The organism is Nocardia sp. NPDC058640 (genome assembly GCF_042716995.1).
In the GTDB taxonomy this organism is placed as follows: Bacteria; Actinomycetota; Actinomycetes; order Mycobacteriales; family Mycobacteriaceae; genus Nocardia.
This window is the reverse complement of record NZ_JBHXRG010000006.1, coordinates 66232-81288: the sequence shown is the minus strand read 5'-3', so window position 1 is coordinate 81288 and position 15057 is coordinate 66232. Positions and strand designations below refer to the sequence as shown.

Genomic DNA, 15057 nt, shown 5'->3' with positions numbered 1-15057 from the left:
CGATCGCGCCGTCAGAAGCTCTTGTGCGGCACCCCGACCGTGAGCCCACCGTCCACCACGAACTCCGCCCCTGTCGAGTACGACGACTCATCCGACGCCAGATACGCCACCAGCGCCGACACCTCATCCGCGTCCGCCGCCCGCTTCAACGGAATCTGCAGAAAATCCGCAGAAATCCCCTCGGTCATCGGCGTGGAGATCAACCCAGGATGCACCGAGTTCACCCGAATCCCCTGCGCCGCGAGCTCGAGCGCGGCGGACTTCGTCAACCCCCGCACCGCGAACTTGGTCGCCGTATACCCGTGCAGCCCAGGACTTCCCCGCATCCCCTCCACCGACGAGATGTTCACGATCGACCCACCGCTGGTCATCGCGGGCACCGCCGCCTGCATCCCGAGAAACGTCCCGGTCAGATTGATATCGATGATCCGCCGCCACTCGTCCAACGCGAAGTCCACGAGCCGATTCCCATTGACGATCCCCGCGTTGTTCACCAACACGTGCAGCCCACCGAACTCCTCGACGGCAGTCGCAACCACGGCACCCCACTGCTCCGGCTCCCGAACATCAAGGTGCCGATACACAACACCGAGTTCCTTTGCGACAGCGGCACCTTCGTCATCGAGCACATCCCCGATCACCACCGAAGCACCCTCAGCAACAAACCGCCGAGCGTGTGCGGCCCCCATCCCCCGAGCCCCGCCACTGATCACCGCAACCTTGCCGGCCAACCGTCCCACCGCACAACCTCCTCATCGATGTCTGGACACCGTACGAGGACAACGGTTTTCGCGAGGCGATATGACGACCGCGGGCGAAGATCAGCAGGCGATGTTCGCCGCGCCTGACCCTTCGAACGAAATATGCACGTGGTCATAGTGATTCTGCGTCGGGCTGCCGCGATCCTCCATGAAGGACCAGCCGTTGCCGTCGTTGTACCGCTGCTGCCAGATCACATACGTGACCCCGAAGCGCGCCTTGTTGGCCAACACGAAGTCCGCGATCGTGGTGCCCAGCGCGTAGTTCGACGTCATCACGTCCAGCGCCTGCCCCGCACCGTGGTCACCGTCGTAGCGACCGTGCGCACCACCGATATCGCTGACCCCGAACATCTTCTGCAGCAGGTTGCCCACCTGCGCCACGTGCGGCAGAGTCCCGTTGAACTCCGTCCCGCACAGCACCTTCACCTTCAACGCCGACAGCGCCGCCATCTCGTCGTCAGCCCGCACGATCGGCGCCGCCTGCGGTGCGTCGTGGATGGGCGCGGCCGCGATCGGGTCGGGCTCGATCGCGGAGGTCGTATGCGGTTCGACCGAAGCCACCGCCTCGACGTCGGCACCGGGCCGCAACGTCATCAACAACATTCCAGGGATGGTGGCGGCCAGACTGCAGACAGCCAGCGGCATACGACTCTTGGGAGCCGACGGTTTGCGATGCGAAGCAGTCACGTTGTAGATCACCAGTCATTGTCGAGAACAGGTCACTGAAAGATTACGAAATGGTCGCGGAAAAGTCACGCCCAGACGCACACTACACAGTCGGACCAGCATCTATCACCGAACGCGATCCCGCAATCCTTGCGCCGCGTGTCGTTACAGTTGCCCCGACGGTGCGTCGCCGCCACCCGCGAACCCCGCTCGCCGCAAAGGTTGCTGACCTGCGATGCGTCACCGATCCGCGTTGCTAGGGTCGAATCGTGAGCGACGCATCGGCCCCCGCGAGCCCGTTCGGCAATGTCAGCCCCTTCCGCGACACCCACCGTTCGCGTCGCCGAGCACCCCGCACCGACGTGGTGACCTTCGAAGTCCGCGTCACCCTCGCCGACACGATGCCCCCGGTCTCGCGCACCCTCGCGGTGGCCTCGGACCTGTACCTGGACGAACTGCACGACATCATCCAAACCGCGTTCGGCTGGAACGACTCCCACCTGCACGGCTTCAGCAGCGACCCCCACTACTACGGCACCGATTTCGAGCAATACCTGTGCCCACAACAGGTAGACCTCGGCGACGCACCCGGCATCCCCGAAGAGCAGGTGCGCCTGGACGAGCTGTTACGCAAACCCACCGACACCCTGACCTACTGCTACGACTTCGGCGACAACTGGCTCCACACCATCACCCTGAACCAGATCACCGACCGCACCCCCCACGATCACCGAGCCGTCTGCCTAGCCGGCGGCCGCCCCGCCCCCGCCGAAGACAGCGGCGGCCCCCACGGTTTCGAAATGCTCGCGGCAGCCAACAACCCCGAGCACCCCGCCCACACCGCCGCCCGCAACCACATCGCCGAGCTCTACGGCCCCGAAACCAACCCCGCCGACTGGGCCCCCACTCCCCTCGACATCGACGCCGTGAACCACAACCTCACCACCTTCGGCACCGGCCCCACAACCCGCACCGGCGAAGCCAACACCCCGATCCCGACCCCACTGCTCCCCCTGATGGCAGCAGTCCCCCACCCACTACGCCGCTCCCTCCAACGAATGATCAACGCCGCCAACCTGACCGACCCCATCACCCCCGACCTGGCCGACGCCACCGAATTCGCGAAACCCTATGTCCGCCTACTGAACCGAATCGGCAACGGCGTAAAACTAACCGCCGCAGGCTATCTCCCACCCGCGGTAGTCCACGACATCTTCACCGACTTCGGCTTCGACAAATCCTGGATCGGCAAAGGCAACCGCGAAGACCTCACCCCCCAGGTAGCCGACCTCCGCCAATCACTGACCCGCCTCGGCCTACTACGCAAACACACCGGCAAACTCCTCCCCACCAAACTCGCCACCACCACCCACCACAACCCAATCCTGCTGTGGCACCACATATCCCAACGCTTCCCCGCCGTCATCGGCCCATCCCCACGCAAAGACCGCAGCTTCGAACACGAGGCCCTAGCCCTCCTGATGCTGGCCATTGCCACCGGCGCCGACCATCCCGTAGACACCATCGCCCCCACCTTGACCACCGCCGGCTGGCGAATCCACGGCGAACTGGTCACCCCCGGCACCGTCTACGGCCTGATCCACGAAAACATCGACCTACTGATCCACAGCGGCCACCTGATCACCCACCGCCGCTACGACCCTTCCCCCACCGTCAGCGGCCCACCCGCCCGCGACTTCGCGAGGGCGGTTCTGGCGTCGACCCTCTGACTCGGGAGGTCAACTCCCCCGTCGAGCAACCCTCGAATATCCGGCGCACTCAACTCGTTGCCGAACGCCGCCGAAACTGCGCCAATTTCTCAGCCTCGCCGTCCTTTTCGATGGGCTCGGCGTAGTTGTCGGCGAACATGGTCGGACTCGGAAACAGCCCCGGCGCTACGCGGAGACCAATTCCGTCCCATCCCAGGTAAATCGGGCGGTGGTCACCGCGTCACTCCCGTCACCAGTGACGATCTGGTGGATCGCGATCCCGCTGAGCTCGGAGTACATGCACCATTCGTGGTCCGAAGTGAGGATCAGGTCGAGGTCGAGGGCACCCAAGAGCGCGAAGATCTGTCCTCGGTTGACCGTGTCTACACCGACGAACACTTCGTCGAGCATGATCACCCGCGGGGCGGACGGCGTGGCTTGGTAATGCGCGGCGACGGCTGCGAATAGTGGCAGGTGCAAGGCGATCGCCTTCTCACCGCCAGACAGCGCGCCATGCAGTTTCTTAGTGAGTTCCTGGTAGCCCTCCCCTTTGCCGCGGTCGATCCGGACGATGAACTGGTGCCAGGCCGTGTAGTCGAAGACGCGCGCCAACTGCTGCTCCCAACTGGTCGCGCTGTCGTCAGCTTTGGCTTCGTCGATGCGGTCACGCAGGAATTGGTGCAAAGCCTCGCGTTCGCGGTCGTCGAGGTGAACCGGGTTCTTGAGCAGCAATGCGCGGGCCGCTGTGGTGCCGGCGGGCAGATCCTTGCCCACTCACCACTCGAGCTGCACAGCCACATCCGACGCTGTACGCACGCGCGCCAGTCGTTCGTTCATCGCCTCGACCAGTTCGTTCGCGTTGCGAATACGCGCGGCGAGGTGGCGGCGGGTGTCGCCGGTCAAAGTTTTGTCGAACAGGGTGCGCTCTTGCTCGGTGATGTCGTTGCGGCTCTGTTCGGCTTCGCGGTGCAGGATCCGCTTCAGCTCGGCGGCGCCGACCCGGATTCCGTCGATCACGGCGGCGAAGATTTGGACGTCCCCAGCGTTTTCCAGATCGAGGTCGGCACGCGCGCTGAGTACCGCTCGGCACTCGTGCACGGAGCTGGATAACCGATTGAACGCGCGACTGACACTCTCCCTGGTGTGCGACACAGTCGGCCACGCCGCAGTGAGCAAGCGAGCTGCTTCGAGTGCGGCCCGAACACCGTCGGATCCCTCCAGGGTTTCGCGGAATCGATCCAGGTCGGCGAACTCGGTGTCCGCGGGCAACGTGCCGCCCGCCAGTACCCGGAAGCGGCGTGCCGCAGCATCTCTGGCTTCGACAGCAACCAGGTGCGCTTGCCTGTCGTTGCCTGATTGCGCGAGCCACACCGCCCGCCCACTCCCGAGCCGGTGATGCAACGCCCGCCACAGCGGCAACAACCCGGGCGACAGCGCCGCGACAGAAACCGTCGACATGGTGTCGACCTCCCTTCACCAGCAGCCACCGTATCGAGATCATCGATCATGACCGACCGTTCCGGGATACCTACTTCGGTTCGATGACGAAATCCGCCACCCGTCCGGCCGGGTCGAACCGGTCGAGCACGTCCTCGGACATCCTGCCCGCCTGCCGGCGAGCGTCTTCAAATGCTTTGACCGCCTTACCCCACCGCTCGAACGCGGCCTGACGTGACGTCCCCACCGCTTTGCCGACCTGCTCCCAGGTGGCCCCTGCGATCCGCGCCGTGGTGACAGCACCACCGAGGTCGACGTTGGCCGCACGCCGGATCCGCAGCTTCGTCAGTTCCAACTGTAACTTTCGTCTCCTTTCTGACGAGCGCGAGCCGTCGCCACTGAATTTGAACCTATCGTCCAGTAGTTCCTTTCCCAGTCGATCGCAATGCTCGATGAGCAGCAGATTCAGTTCCGATGCCGCTCTAGCTATCTCGCCCTCTCCTGGAAATTCCACTGCCACGCCCTGTCGATCGCTACCTGAATTCACCTGTCAAGCCTAGCTTGACACAGTTAACTATCACTCGCTGCCCAATTTGCTGGTCCCATGCCAGTGCCATGCAGATGACCGCACCGGGCCGCCGTGCCTCGCATCGCAGCCTCCGCAGTATCGCTATTATCAGAAGTGATGTTAATCACAGCAATACTGGGAACTTTGATCTCGATTGCCGCTACCTTCACAATCTGCACACCCTCGACCTGCGCCTCGAGGCCATAGCTAGACACGTCGCAGCATTCCAGACTTTTTGGTCCGAAGTTATTGGTCCGTGATCTTGTCCGGCGGTGGCGCTACAGTCTCCAATTGCGACGTTGCGTCTGCCGAATGCCCTGCCCGCGAACAGGTTCGATGTGGACGCGGCACCGTGTTCCGCCCCATGCAGGGGGCGGAACACGGCTATCGGCGGTCCGCGGCGACGTGCCCATCTCCGGCTCACCACGCGGAGCTCTGCCGTTGTCGACGATATCGGTTCGGTGTGTGTTCGATCAATCGAACACCGGTGATATCCAGCGCGGCCGTGCTTCGACACGATCGATTGGAAGGTCACCGCAGTGCCGCTCGACGACGCAGGTCCCACCCTGCCACTCTCCAACGTGTGCTCCGATCCAATGCGCGCCGAACTGATTTCGCTGTCGCTGGACAGCGTGCAGAATCCTTCGGATCTGGTTTTCGCGCTCCGACTGCTGCACACCGCCACCTCGATGCCGCCGGGCGATATCGCCATTGCCTCGGGGGTCGCTCTCGCCGACATCGAGGCGCTGCTGCGTGGTCGGCTAGTACCGTTGTCGCACAACGACTTCCTCACCGTTGTCGGTGTACTCGGTGTCAACGACGCGAGGCCGTGGGAGCTCGCGTGGCACCGCGCCATGACCCAGCTCTCGCGACGACCGCGCGCACTCGACCGCCACGCGGAGAATCCGCCAAGTCCGGATCAGCAGTTCTACAGCGAGTACCTACAGCAAACGCTGGCGCACGCGAATCGCTCGTTCAACGTCGCGATGACGATCACGACAGTTGCCGCGCTACTGTCGATCGCCGCCATCATGGTGGCCCTGTTCAGCGACAACCCCGGCAGCTCGCTGGCCATGGCCGCTATCAGCCTGTTCTCCACTGGCGCGGGATCGGTGGTTACCCGGCACGCGAATCGAACCCGTGCGAGCCTTACTCATCAGGCAGAACGCGTTGATCAGGCGATCCGATTCGATCGCAGCTACGTCTACGCCACGAACCTCATCGCCCAGGTCGAGGATCCGGTCCTGCGCGACGAACTCCACTCGCTGGCGACCTTGTGCGCGCTCGGCCTGCCCCCATCGGAGTGAGGATATCGTCGTAGGGTTCCCCGTTCGGCGGGCCGGCGTGAGGATATCGCCGTTCCCGCTGAGCGGTCCGCCAAATGCGCGGTCCGCCAAAATCAGCGGCGTCCATCACGCGCAACGGCGAGCTCGATAGCCAGCGAGATCCCGCTCCTGCTGTCAAGATCAACTTCCAGTCGTTCTTTTCTCTCGGAGTTGTGTGTGAAGACAGCAAAATCGGACCGATTGCAGCGAGCGGTTCGGGCCGTTCTCCACAGTGGCCCGCAGACAACCCCCGCGCTGGTCGCGAGCCTGGCAGAACTAGCGATCAGGACCGATTCGAGCACATTGTTCCTGGAGTGCAAGGAGTTCGGCGTAGCCACCTATGACGAGGTGGCTGATGTCTGGTCAGCTCCGGGAACGGTTCGTCTGGAGAAGGCGGCGCGGCCGGAACGGCTCGAGGCCGACCGCCTGAGGCAACAGCGCAAGGTGCCATCGGTTGCGGCCGCCGACAGCGAGGAGCTACGTCGCCTTCGCGATTCTGTGATCGACCCCGCACCGGCTGAGGCCGTCACCGTGTTTCCGGTCGATCCCGATTGGCCCGCGACCGCACGAGCCGCCTACGCGGCGCTGCAGGACGAGCATTCGGAGGTCACCCGCAGGCGTAGCCAGGCCGATGTACCGCTGATCGCCGGTGAGCTGGTCGAGAAATCCGCACATCGGGTGATCGTTCGATACGAGATTCAAAGCGGGGACAGCATCCGTGAAGGGTCGAACGCCTCACTTCTACCCAGCGAGATAGGTAGTGGCACCGGAGACATCACCGTGGAAGTGCTGACCCAGTTCGGTTCTGAGATCACCTTGCAGCTTCCCGCCGACAGCACCTTTCCCACCACCGCACGCCTGCGCTGCGATCTGACGTGGCTGGTATCCAGACAGCGCGACACATTCGCTTCCTTGCTGGCCGAGAACCGCCCCGGTTTCTGCAGTACCGCGGCGCTGGCCACGGTCAGTTCCGTGGGACTGCGCGAAACGCTGCCGCTGCCACCCACGTCTCCGGTGTCGGGCCTCAACGATCAGCAGTGCCTGGCGGTCGCGCACGGTATGCAACCGCGCCTGACCTGGCTGTGGGGTCCGCCCGGCACAGGCAAGACCACCACGCTCGCAGCGCTGCTGGCCGAACTGCTCGATGCGGGTAAGACTGTGCTGCTGACCGCACCGACCAACGCGGCCGTCGACGTCGCGCTCAACGCACTCATCAGGCGCCGCCCCGCGTTCACCACCGGCGATATCGCGCGTGTAGGTGTCACAGAAGACCCCGTGCTGCTCGGACGGCCGACACCGGTGACCGTGGACGAGATCGCCGCGGCACAGGGCGCCGCGCCGGCACAGCGACTGGTGGAAGTGCGCGGTGAACTGGCCGATCTGAACAAGCGTGCCGAGGTGGCCACCAAGACCAAGTCCCCCGACCGGCTCGCGTTGACCCGCAAGATCGCCGACCTGACCGAATTCAAGAACGAGCTGGACAAACTCGTCGGCGAAGTCCGTGACCAGGTCATCCGCAAGGCTCGACTGGTTGCCTGCACCACCCACCAAACCATCTTGAAAGACCTGTACGCCAAGAACTTCGACACTGTCATCATCGATGAAGCGAGCATGGTCTCAGCGGCGCTGGCAATGCTTGTGGCCGGTGCGGGCACCGGTCACACAGTCATCACCGGCGATTTCCGTCAGCTCTCGCCCATCGTGCAGTGCACGACGGCGGGCGCCAAAGAATGGTTGGGCAAAAGCCCTTTCGAGAAGTCCGGCGTTGCCGATGCCGTTCGCACCGGTCGACTGCCCGGCAATCTCGTTGCGCTGCAACAACAGCACCGTATGCGACGTCAGATCGGCGATGCGATCGGCACGGCCTTCTACCCCGAGATCAACCTGCGCACTGCACCGAGCGTGCACGCCCGACCTGCCCGCACCGTCGCCTCCTCCCAACCACAACTCGTCATCGTCGACACGGCAGGTTTAGCCGCGCCTGTCGCCCGACGGGGAGGGGCCACCTCCCGATACAACCTGGCGCACGCCCAACTCGCCGCGAACATCCTGCATGTTCCGCTCACCACCGCACAGGTACCGGCGGCGGTCGGCCTGATCAGCCCGTTCGCTCCGCAGGCCCGACTGCTCCAAGCGTTGACCGCTACCGACGATCCGGTCGGGCTCGCGTCGACCGTGCACCGCTTCCAAGGCGGCGAGACCGACATCGTGCTCTATGACGTGGTCGACACCACCGCCATGAATCTGAAACCGCATAGCTGGTTCACCGAGACCTTCACCGGCAGCGAGGGCGCTCGCCTGCTCAATGTCGCGATGAGTCGCGCGCGTGAACAAGCAATCCTGTTGGCGGACATGGCCTACCTACGCACCAGTTGCCCCGCAGGCACACCGGTTCGCCGATTCTTCACGCACATGGCCGACTTCGCACTGGTGCAGGATTGGCGCGTTGCCGCCGAATTCGAGGGGCCTACGGCCGTCCAAGGCACCCTCGCACCGGTTCTCGCCGACATCGCGGCGGCTACCGAATCGATTGATATCTTCACCGCCGCCACCGACGGTGCCCTGACCGGAGACATCGTGAAACTCGTGCAGTCGCTGCCCGATTCGGTCACGGTGTCGATCTGGTACCGCGCCGATGATCCGACCAGCGGCCCTCGCGTGGAAACACCGCTGCGCCACCACCACACGATGCTTCATCCGCTGCGGCCCGTCCGCGAGTCCTGCATCATCGCCGATTCCACGGTGTGGTCAGCTACCGGCCCCATCCTGGGCAGCAACCCTGGCACCCTGCTGCGCACAGTTCACCCAGCGTTCGCTGACGCCTTACGTCGCCTCCAGCTGCGACGCTCGGTCCGCGACGCCCCTGGCACAGGCCAGCATGGGGTGCTGTGCGCCTGCGGACGCCTGCGGGTGCGGGAAGAGATCAATGGCGGGCCGCGCTCGGGAGTGCTCAGCGTTTGCATAACCTGCGGTGATTAGTTGCGATCCGGTCGGACCGTGCTCGCTAGCGATTCGCGGCCCGAATGTGGTCGATCATCGCAGCCAACCGCACCACCCGCTGATCCTGGTCACCGTGCCAGGTCGCGAGCTGTCCGTGCAGCCGCCGCAGCCGGGTGAGCGCGGAGCGCACGTGTCCGCTCGCGACCTGGGCGAGCGCGAGCTGCTGTTGGCATTGCATCACCTGGTCGTCATAGGGTCCGCGTTCGGCGGTCAGGTCGTCGATCAGGTCGCTGTACAGCGAACTCGCCTGGTGGTGGTCGCCCGATTCCGCGCACAGGTCGGCCAATCGCATCCGCGCATCGATCACGTCGGCATCGCGGGCCCCCAGTCGGGGAAAGGCCACCCCGAGCGCGGTCCTGAGTTCACCGATGGCGGGCACGTACCGCGATTCGTCGGCGAGATCGCGTGCGTGCCGCAACGCCCGGTAGAGGTCGCCGCGCGTGAAATCGGCTGCGGGTGGCGCACTTCCGCCCCCCGGAGGCGAGTCGCTGTGTTCGTTGATTCCCGACGATCCGCCGAGCGCGGTCGCGTACATCCGTGCGGGACTGCCCGGGTTCGGGCAGTCGAGCAGGTCGTCGAGCGCTCCGATGTAGCGCACCAGCACGGTGTGTACCGCGGTCGCGTCGGCGGGACGGTGCCGGTGGTCTTTGGCGAGCATCGTCGCGATCAGCACCGACAGTTCCTCGGGAACGTCGGCGCGTACCTGGTCCAGCGGCGGTGGAATCAGGCCGTTCTGGTTCATCATCGTGTCCACCAGCGAGGCACCCCCGATGGCACGTTCACCGCTGAGCAGTTCGAACAGCACCAATCCGAGCGCGTACAGATCGGTTTGCGGTACCACTTCCTGCACGTTCACCTGTTCGGGAGCCATGTATTCCGGTGTCCCGATCCCGTCTCCGGGCCTGGTCAGCCGCGGGCCTGCGGAGTCGAGGGCGATGGCGATGCCGAAGTCGAGTACCCGGACCGTGCCGTCCGAGCACAGCATCAGGTTCGACGGTTTGAGATCGCGGTGAAAGATGCTGTGCCCGTGGGCTTCTGCGAGCACGGCCGCGGCCTGGGCACCGATGCACGCGACCGCGCCCACCGACAACCGACCGTAGGTGGCCAGCACGCTGTCCAGCGTCACGCCGTCGATGTACTCCATGACCAGGTAGGGCTGTTCTTCGGCGTCGATGCCCGCGTCGTAGACGGTCGGCATCCCTGGATGACTCATCCGCGCCATCAGTTCGGCTTCGCGGGTGAATCGACTACCCCAGGCCGGGTCGTCGGCGAGGTGGGCGTGGATCAACTTCACGGCGACGCGACGCTTGAGCTGGCGGTCGAACCCGCGAAACACCTTGCCCATTCCGCCGCGGCCGATGAGCTCGATCAGTTCGTACCGCTGCGCGACGATCTTCGGCGGCACCGGTCAGCTCCGCCCCGGCACGGCAGCGCCGTCGCCGTGCGGTGTATCCAAGCGACCGGACACGAGCCCGGCCAATCCCTGCCGCACCACCTGTTCGACCGCGATGCGTTGGCGACGCCAGATCTGTTCGAACTCGATCAGTTCGGCGACGGCCGCTCCTCGCCGCCGCTGCTGTGCGATCGGAACGCGGGGAAACAGCACCGGATACAGGTCGAGCATCTTGCCGTCGGCGTCGTCGGACGCGGCGCGCAGCACGCCGGCCAGGAAGTCCGGATCGATCACCGCGGGCTTTCCGCGAAGCACGACGATTCCGGGCCCGAGCAAAACCGACTCGACACTGACCCGCACGACAGCCGGCCCACCCGACACCACCACCAGAACGTCACCGGGCTCGGACACCACCGCGCCCGGCGCCGCGGCATCGCCGGTCTTGCTCGGCCCGCGCCCGACGCGAACATCCTTGGCACACAACATCTGCGCGCCGCCGGTGTTATCGGCGACCGTCGGCGGCGATTCGCGCACCGTCAGTGCTCCGGCTCCGACCAGCTCCCCCAGCGATACCGTTTGCGCGCTCGCGGTGCCCTGACACAGTGTCGGAGGTTCCGCCGGCCGGTCGGCGAGTACCGCCGCACGGGCGGCCGCGTAGTCGTCGGCAATCCGACGATCATCGCCGCCGTGCTGCGTCGGCACCTGCGCCGAACCCTGTGCCATGATCGGCCACCTCCGCTGTCGTTGTGCCGCAACTACATCATGGAACCGTAACAAGGGCACGCTGGCTCCGACTGCCCCGAGCTCGAGGCTCCTGTGTCCAAATCGAACACCAGACCCATCCGTTGACATAGTTTTCACTTGCCTATACTGTTGGCGACAACATCAACGAACCACGGTCGCGCACCGTTCTAAACATGCAGAACGACGAATTGCTCCCAAACGGGTACTAAATTGGACCCTCTTACCGCCGACCCACCAGGAGTACCCCTGATGACCCATGCCGTCGAGCCCCGCCCGCTCAACGTCGCCCCCGGCTCGATCGTCGTGGTCCGTGACGAGGAGTGGCTGGTCACCTCGGCAGAACAGGGCTCCGACGGCTGGCTCGTGCGCGTGCGCGGCCTGTCCGAACTGGTCGCCGACACCACCGCCACCTTCTACGACAGCCTCGACAAAATCCAGGTCCTCGACCCCGCGAAAGCCCACGTCGTCCCCGACGGCTCGTCGGGCTACCGCAATTCCCGCCTGTGGCTCGAAGCGCTGCTGCGCAAAACCCCCTTCCCCTACGGCGACCAAACCCTCACCGTGTCCACCCGTATGCTCGCCGATTCGCTGGGCTACCAGCGCGCCGCCGTCGCCAAAGCCCTTGACCCCCAGCATATTCGCCCCCGCATCCTGCTCGCCGACGCGGTCGGTCTCGGCAAGACCCTCGAGATCGGCATGATCCTGTCCGAGCTGGTGCGCCGTGGCCGGGGTGAGCGCATCCTGATCGTCACCCCCAAGCACGTCCTCGAGCAGATGCAGCACGAACTGTGGTGCCGCTTCGCCCTGCCGTTCGTGCGCCTGGACTCGACCGGCATCCAGAAGGTCCGCCAGAAACTGCCGGCCACCCGCAACCCGTTCACCTATTACAAGCGCGCGATCATCTCCATCGACACCCTCAAAAGCCCCCGCTACAAGGCCCATCTGGAACGCCAGCACTGGGACGCGGTGGTCATCGACGAGTCGCACAACCTCACCAATGTCGGCACCCAGAACAACGAGCTCGCCCGCGTGCTCGCCCCCAACACCGAGGCCCTGATCCTCGCCTCGGCCACCCCGCACAACGGCCGCGAGGAATCGTTCGCCGAACTGCTGCGCCTGCTCGACCCCACCGCGGTGGCCGCCGACGGCTCGTTCACCAAAGAGGATGTGCAGAGCCTGCTGATCCGCCGCCACCGTCACCACGAGGAAGTAGCGGCCGAGGTCGGCAGCGACTGGGCCGAACGTGCCGAGCCGGTGCACATCCCCGTGACACCGTCGGCCGCCGAAGATGCTGTCGCCCAAGAACTCTCCCAGGTATGGCTGCACCCCCAGGTCGGCAGCTCACCGTATTCGGGTGAGACGAAGGGCCTGTTCCCCTGGACCCTGGCCAAGGCATTCCTTTCCTCGCCGGCGGCCCTGCGTGAGTCGATCAACCAGCGCAGCGAAAAGTTGCGCAAGGCAGGTCTCAACACCCCCGAAGAGCGCACCGAGTACGCCGCACTGACCACCCTCGGCGACCTCAACGACAAGGCGTTCACTGAGTCGGCCGGTAAGCAAGCGGCCCTGGCCGATCGCCTGCGCAAGATCGGCGTCGGCCCGAAGTCGTCGATGCGCGCGGTCGTGTTCGCCGAACGCGTGGCCACCCTGAAATGGCTCACCGATGTGCTGCCCGCCGCGCTGGGCTTGAAGCCGGAGAACATCGCTATGCTGCACGGCGGCCTGTCGGACGTGGAGCAGCAGGCGATCGTCGAGAGCTTCAAACTCGAGACCTCCCCCATCCGAGTCCTGGTCACCGGCGACGTGGCGTCGGAGGGTGTGAACCTGCACGCCCAGTGCCACCACTTGATCCACTACGACATCCCGTGGTCGCTGATCCGCATCGAACAGCGCAACGGCCGCGTCGACCGCTACGGCCAAAAGTTCCCGCCGGTGATCTCCTCGCTCATCCTGGAACCGTCGGACCCCGAGTTCTCCGGTGACCTGCGCGTGCTGTCGCGCCTGCTCGAGCGTGAGAACCAGGCCCACACCACCCTCGGCGATGTCGCGTCGCTGATGGGCAAACACAGTGTGAGCGACGAAGAGTCAGCGATCCGCGACGTCCTGGCTCGCAAGGCCGACCTCGACACCCAGGTCAAGACGGTCGAAGACGTCCTCGACGGCGACGATCTCGATTCCTTCTTCGCCCAACTCGACCAGGATTTCACCCCCGCGCTGCCCGAGCTACCCCGCCAGAGCCTGTACCCCGACGACATCAGCTACCTCGACGAAGCCCTGCGCGCCTCCTTCAAAGACGTCCCCCACGCCTCCCCCGACAAAGGCGGCGTCGGCTGGACGGTGCACGCCAATCACGGTATCGCCGAGCTCATTCCGCCCAAGGACCTGCAGCAACGCCTGGCCCAGCTCCCCCAGAACTATCGCGACAAAGGCCAGATCGACAAGCGCCTCAAGCTCGCCACCTCCACCCAGGTCGGCAACACCCAACTCATGGCCGCCCGCCAGGGCAAAGGCATCAACGACACCACCTGGCCCGAAGCCCACTACCTCGGCCCCCTGCACCCTGTCCTCGACTGGGCCAGCGACCGCGCACTGTCGGCTCTGGGCCGCAACCAGATCTTCGCCATCCGCGGCGAGGTCGACGCGGTCACCGTCGTGTTGATGGGCACCCTGATGAACCGCCGCGGCCAGCTCGTATCCCGCGTGTTCTCCACCGTCGAGTTCCCCGACCCCGAGCGCCCTCACTTCGCGCTGCCCAGCCCGCTGGAGAACCTCGACTTCCTGCTCACCCGAACAGGTTTGAAGCCCAACACCGCCAATCCCGGCCCGATCCCCGATCCGGACCGCTTCCAACAGCTGATCCCCATCGCGGTGGACAAAGCCACCCAGTCGATGAAACTCGTGCTCGACCACCAGGAACGCGCCGCCACCGAACGCCTGGACCAGTGGCGCCAACGCGCCAACCGTTGGCATTCCGGCGCCGACCAACTCGAGCTGTTCGGCACCCAGCGCAAGAAGGTCGACAAGTACGCCCAACGGATCGCCGAAGAACAACGCCTCGCCGAATCCCTCGCCCCCACCCAGCAATTGGTGCGCCCCCTGCTGGTGATCGTCCCCGGAAAGGACCAGTAATCATGGCCTCTTTCGATTCCATCGTCGTCGGCGAGGATTGGATCTCGGAGCATTACTTCACCACCGATTCGGTGAAGGAGTCGTTCCACGGCAAGGTCATGGAGCTGCGCAAGGCGTGGGACGCCGAGGCCAAGGAAGGCCGCAAGACTGTCCGCAGCTCGTTGCTGTCCGCCGCCGGTGAGCTCCACACCGCGTTGGGTGCCCTGGCCGAAAACCCCGAGGCCGCACCCAAAGCCCATGCGGCCGTGCGCACCACGTTCGGCTTCGACGGCGAACTGACCCCTTTCACCGCCGAACGCGCCGGCTCCGAACTGCTCATCCCCGACGC

At 65.1% G+C, this 15057-nt stretch carries 12 protein-coding genes; 4 read left to right on the top strand and 8 right to left on the bottom strand.

Annotated elements, in window-relative coordinates; all coding sequences use genetic code 11:
• Positions 1 to 11 precede the first annotated feature (11 nt).
• Together ACFWU5_RS10840 and ACFWU5_RS10835 are read right to left on the bottom strand one after the other, a co-directional pair.
• Positions 12 to 740: an SDR family oxidoreductase gene (locus ACFWU5_RS10840; protein WP_379266973.1), complete on the bottom strand. Its 729-nt coding sequence runs from the start codon at positions 738 to 740 to the stop codon at positions 12 to 14.
• A gap of 81 nt (positions 741 to 821) precedes the next feature.
• Entirely contained in the window at positions 822 to 1448 is a 627-nt protein-coding gene (locus ACFWU5_RS10835) for a hypothetical protein (protein ID WP_379266972.1), read from the bottom strand.
• A gap of 248 nt (positions 1449 to 1696) precedes the next feature.
• On the opposite strand from ACFWU5_RS10835, the gene ACFWU5_RS10830 reads away from it, so the two are divergent.
• The gene (locus ACFWU5_RS10830) at positions 1697 to 3157 is read left to right on the top strand and encodes a plasmid pRiA4b ORF-3 family protein (RefSeq protein ID WP_379266971.1); all 1461 of its coding nucleotides are present in this window, start codon (positions 1697 to 1699) and stop codon (positions 3155 to 3157) included.
• A gap of 165 nt (positions 3158 to 3322) precedes the next feature.
• On the opposite strand, the gene ACFWU5_RS10825 is transcribed toward ACFWU5_RS10830, so the two are convergent.
• The 3 genes from ACFWU5_RS10825 to ACFWU5_RS10815 all read right to left on the bottom strand — a co-directional run bounded on the left by ACFWU5_RS10825 (position 3323) and on the right by ACFWU5_RS10815 (position 5120).
• Entirely contained in the window at positions 3323 to 3910 is a 588-nt protein-coding gene (locus ACFWU5_RS10825) for an SbcC/MukB-like Walker B domain-containing protein (RefSeq protein ID WP_379266970.1), read from the bottom strand.
• Positions 3911 to 4594, bottom strand: a complete 684-nt coding sequence (locus tag ACFWU5_RS10820; protein WP_379266969.1) for a hypothetical protein — start codon at positions 4592 to 4594, stop codon at positions 3911 to 3913.
• Between the two features lie 70 nt (positions 4595 to 4664).
• The gene (locus tag ACFWU5_RS10815; protein WP_379266968.1) at positions 4665 to 5120 is read right to left on the bottom strand and encodes a hypothetical protein; all 456 of its coding nucleotides are present in this window, start codon (positions 5118 to 5120) and stop codon (positions 4665 to 4667) included.
• A 560-nt stretch (positions 5121 to 5680) separates the two neighbouring features.
• Between ACFWU5_RS10815 and ACFWU5_RS10810 the strand changes: the two genes are divergently transcribed.
• Positions 5681 to 6448, top strand: coding sequence for a hypothetical protein (locus ACFWU5_RS10810; protein WP_379266967.1), 768 nt, complete (start codon positions 5681 to 5683; stop codon positions 6446 to 6448).
• A 195-nt stretch (positions 6449 to 6643) separates the two neighbouring features.
• A complete protein-coding gene (locus ACFWU5_RS10805; protein WP_379266966.1) occupies positions 6644 to 9445 on the top strand; it encodes a DEAD/DEAH box helicase in 2802 nt (933 codons plus the stop codon).
• Positions 9446 to 9470: 25 nt separating this feature from the next.
• On the opposite strand, the gene ACFWU5_RS10800 is transcribed toward ACFWU5_RS10805, so the two are convergent.
• Both ACFWU5_RS10800 and ACFWU5_RS10795 read right to left on the bottom strand, forming a co-directional pair.
• Complete coding sequence (locus ACFWU5_RS10800) at positions 9471 to 10871, bottom strand: serine/threonine-protein kinase (protein WP_379266964.1); 1401 nt, start codon at positions 10869 to 10871, stop codon at positions 9471 to 9473.
• A gap of 3 nt (positions 10872 to 10874) precedes the next feature.
• Entirely contained in the window at positions 10875 to 11582 is a 708-nt protein-coding gene (locus ACFWU5_RS10795) for a hypothetical protein (RefSeq protein WP_379266963.1), read from the bottom strand.
• Between the two features lie 270 nt (positions 11583 to 11852).
• Between ACFWU5_RS10795 and ACFWU5_RS10790 the strand changes: the two genes are divergently transcribed.
• A complete protein-coding gene (locus ACFWU5_RS10790; protein WP_379266962.1) occupies positions 11853 to 14729 on the top strand; it encodes a helicase-related protein in 2877 nt (958 codons plus the stop codon).
• A 52-nt stretch (positions 14730 to 14781) separates the two neighbouring features.
• Here ACFWU5_RS10790 and ACFWU5_RS10785 read toward each other — a convergent pair whose 3' ends face one another.
• Complete coding sequence (locus ACFWU5_RS10785; protein WP_379266961.1) at positions 14782 to 15048, bottom strand: hypothetical protein; 267 nt, start codon at positions 15046 to 15048, stop codon at positions 14782 to 14784.
• Positions 15049 to 15057 lie beyond the last annotated feature (9 nt).

Excerpts from the sequence above, each read along its gene's own strand:
- ACFWU5_RS10820 (WP_379266969.1), bottom strand. The coding sequence starts at position 4,594 with ATGTCGACGGTTTCTGTCGCGGCGCTGTCGCCCGGGTTGTTGCCGCTG.
- ACFWU5_RS10785 (WP_379266961.1), bottom strand. The coding sequence starts at position 15,048 with ATGAGCAGTTCGGAGCCGGCGCGTTCGGCGGTGAAAGGGGTCAGTTCG.
- ACFWU5_RS10790 (WP_379266962.1), top strand. The coding sequence starts at position 11,853 with ATGACCCATGCCGTCGAGCCCCGCCCGCTCAACGTCGCCCCCGGCTCG.
- ACFWU5_RS10795 (WP_379266963.1), bottom strand. The coding sequence starts at position 11,582 with ATGGCACAGGGTTCGGCGCAGGTGCCGACGCAGCACGGCGGCGATGAT.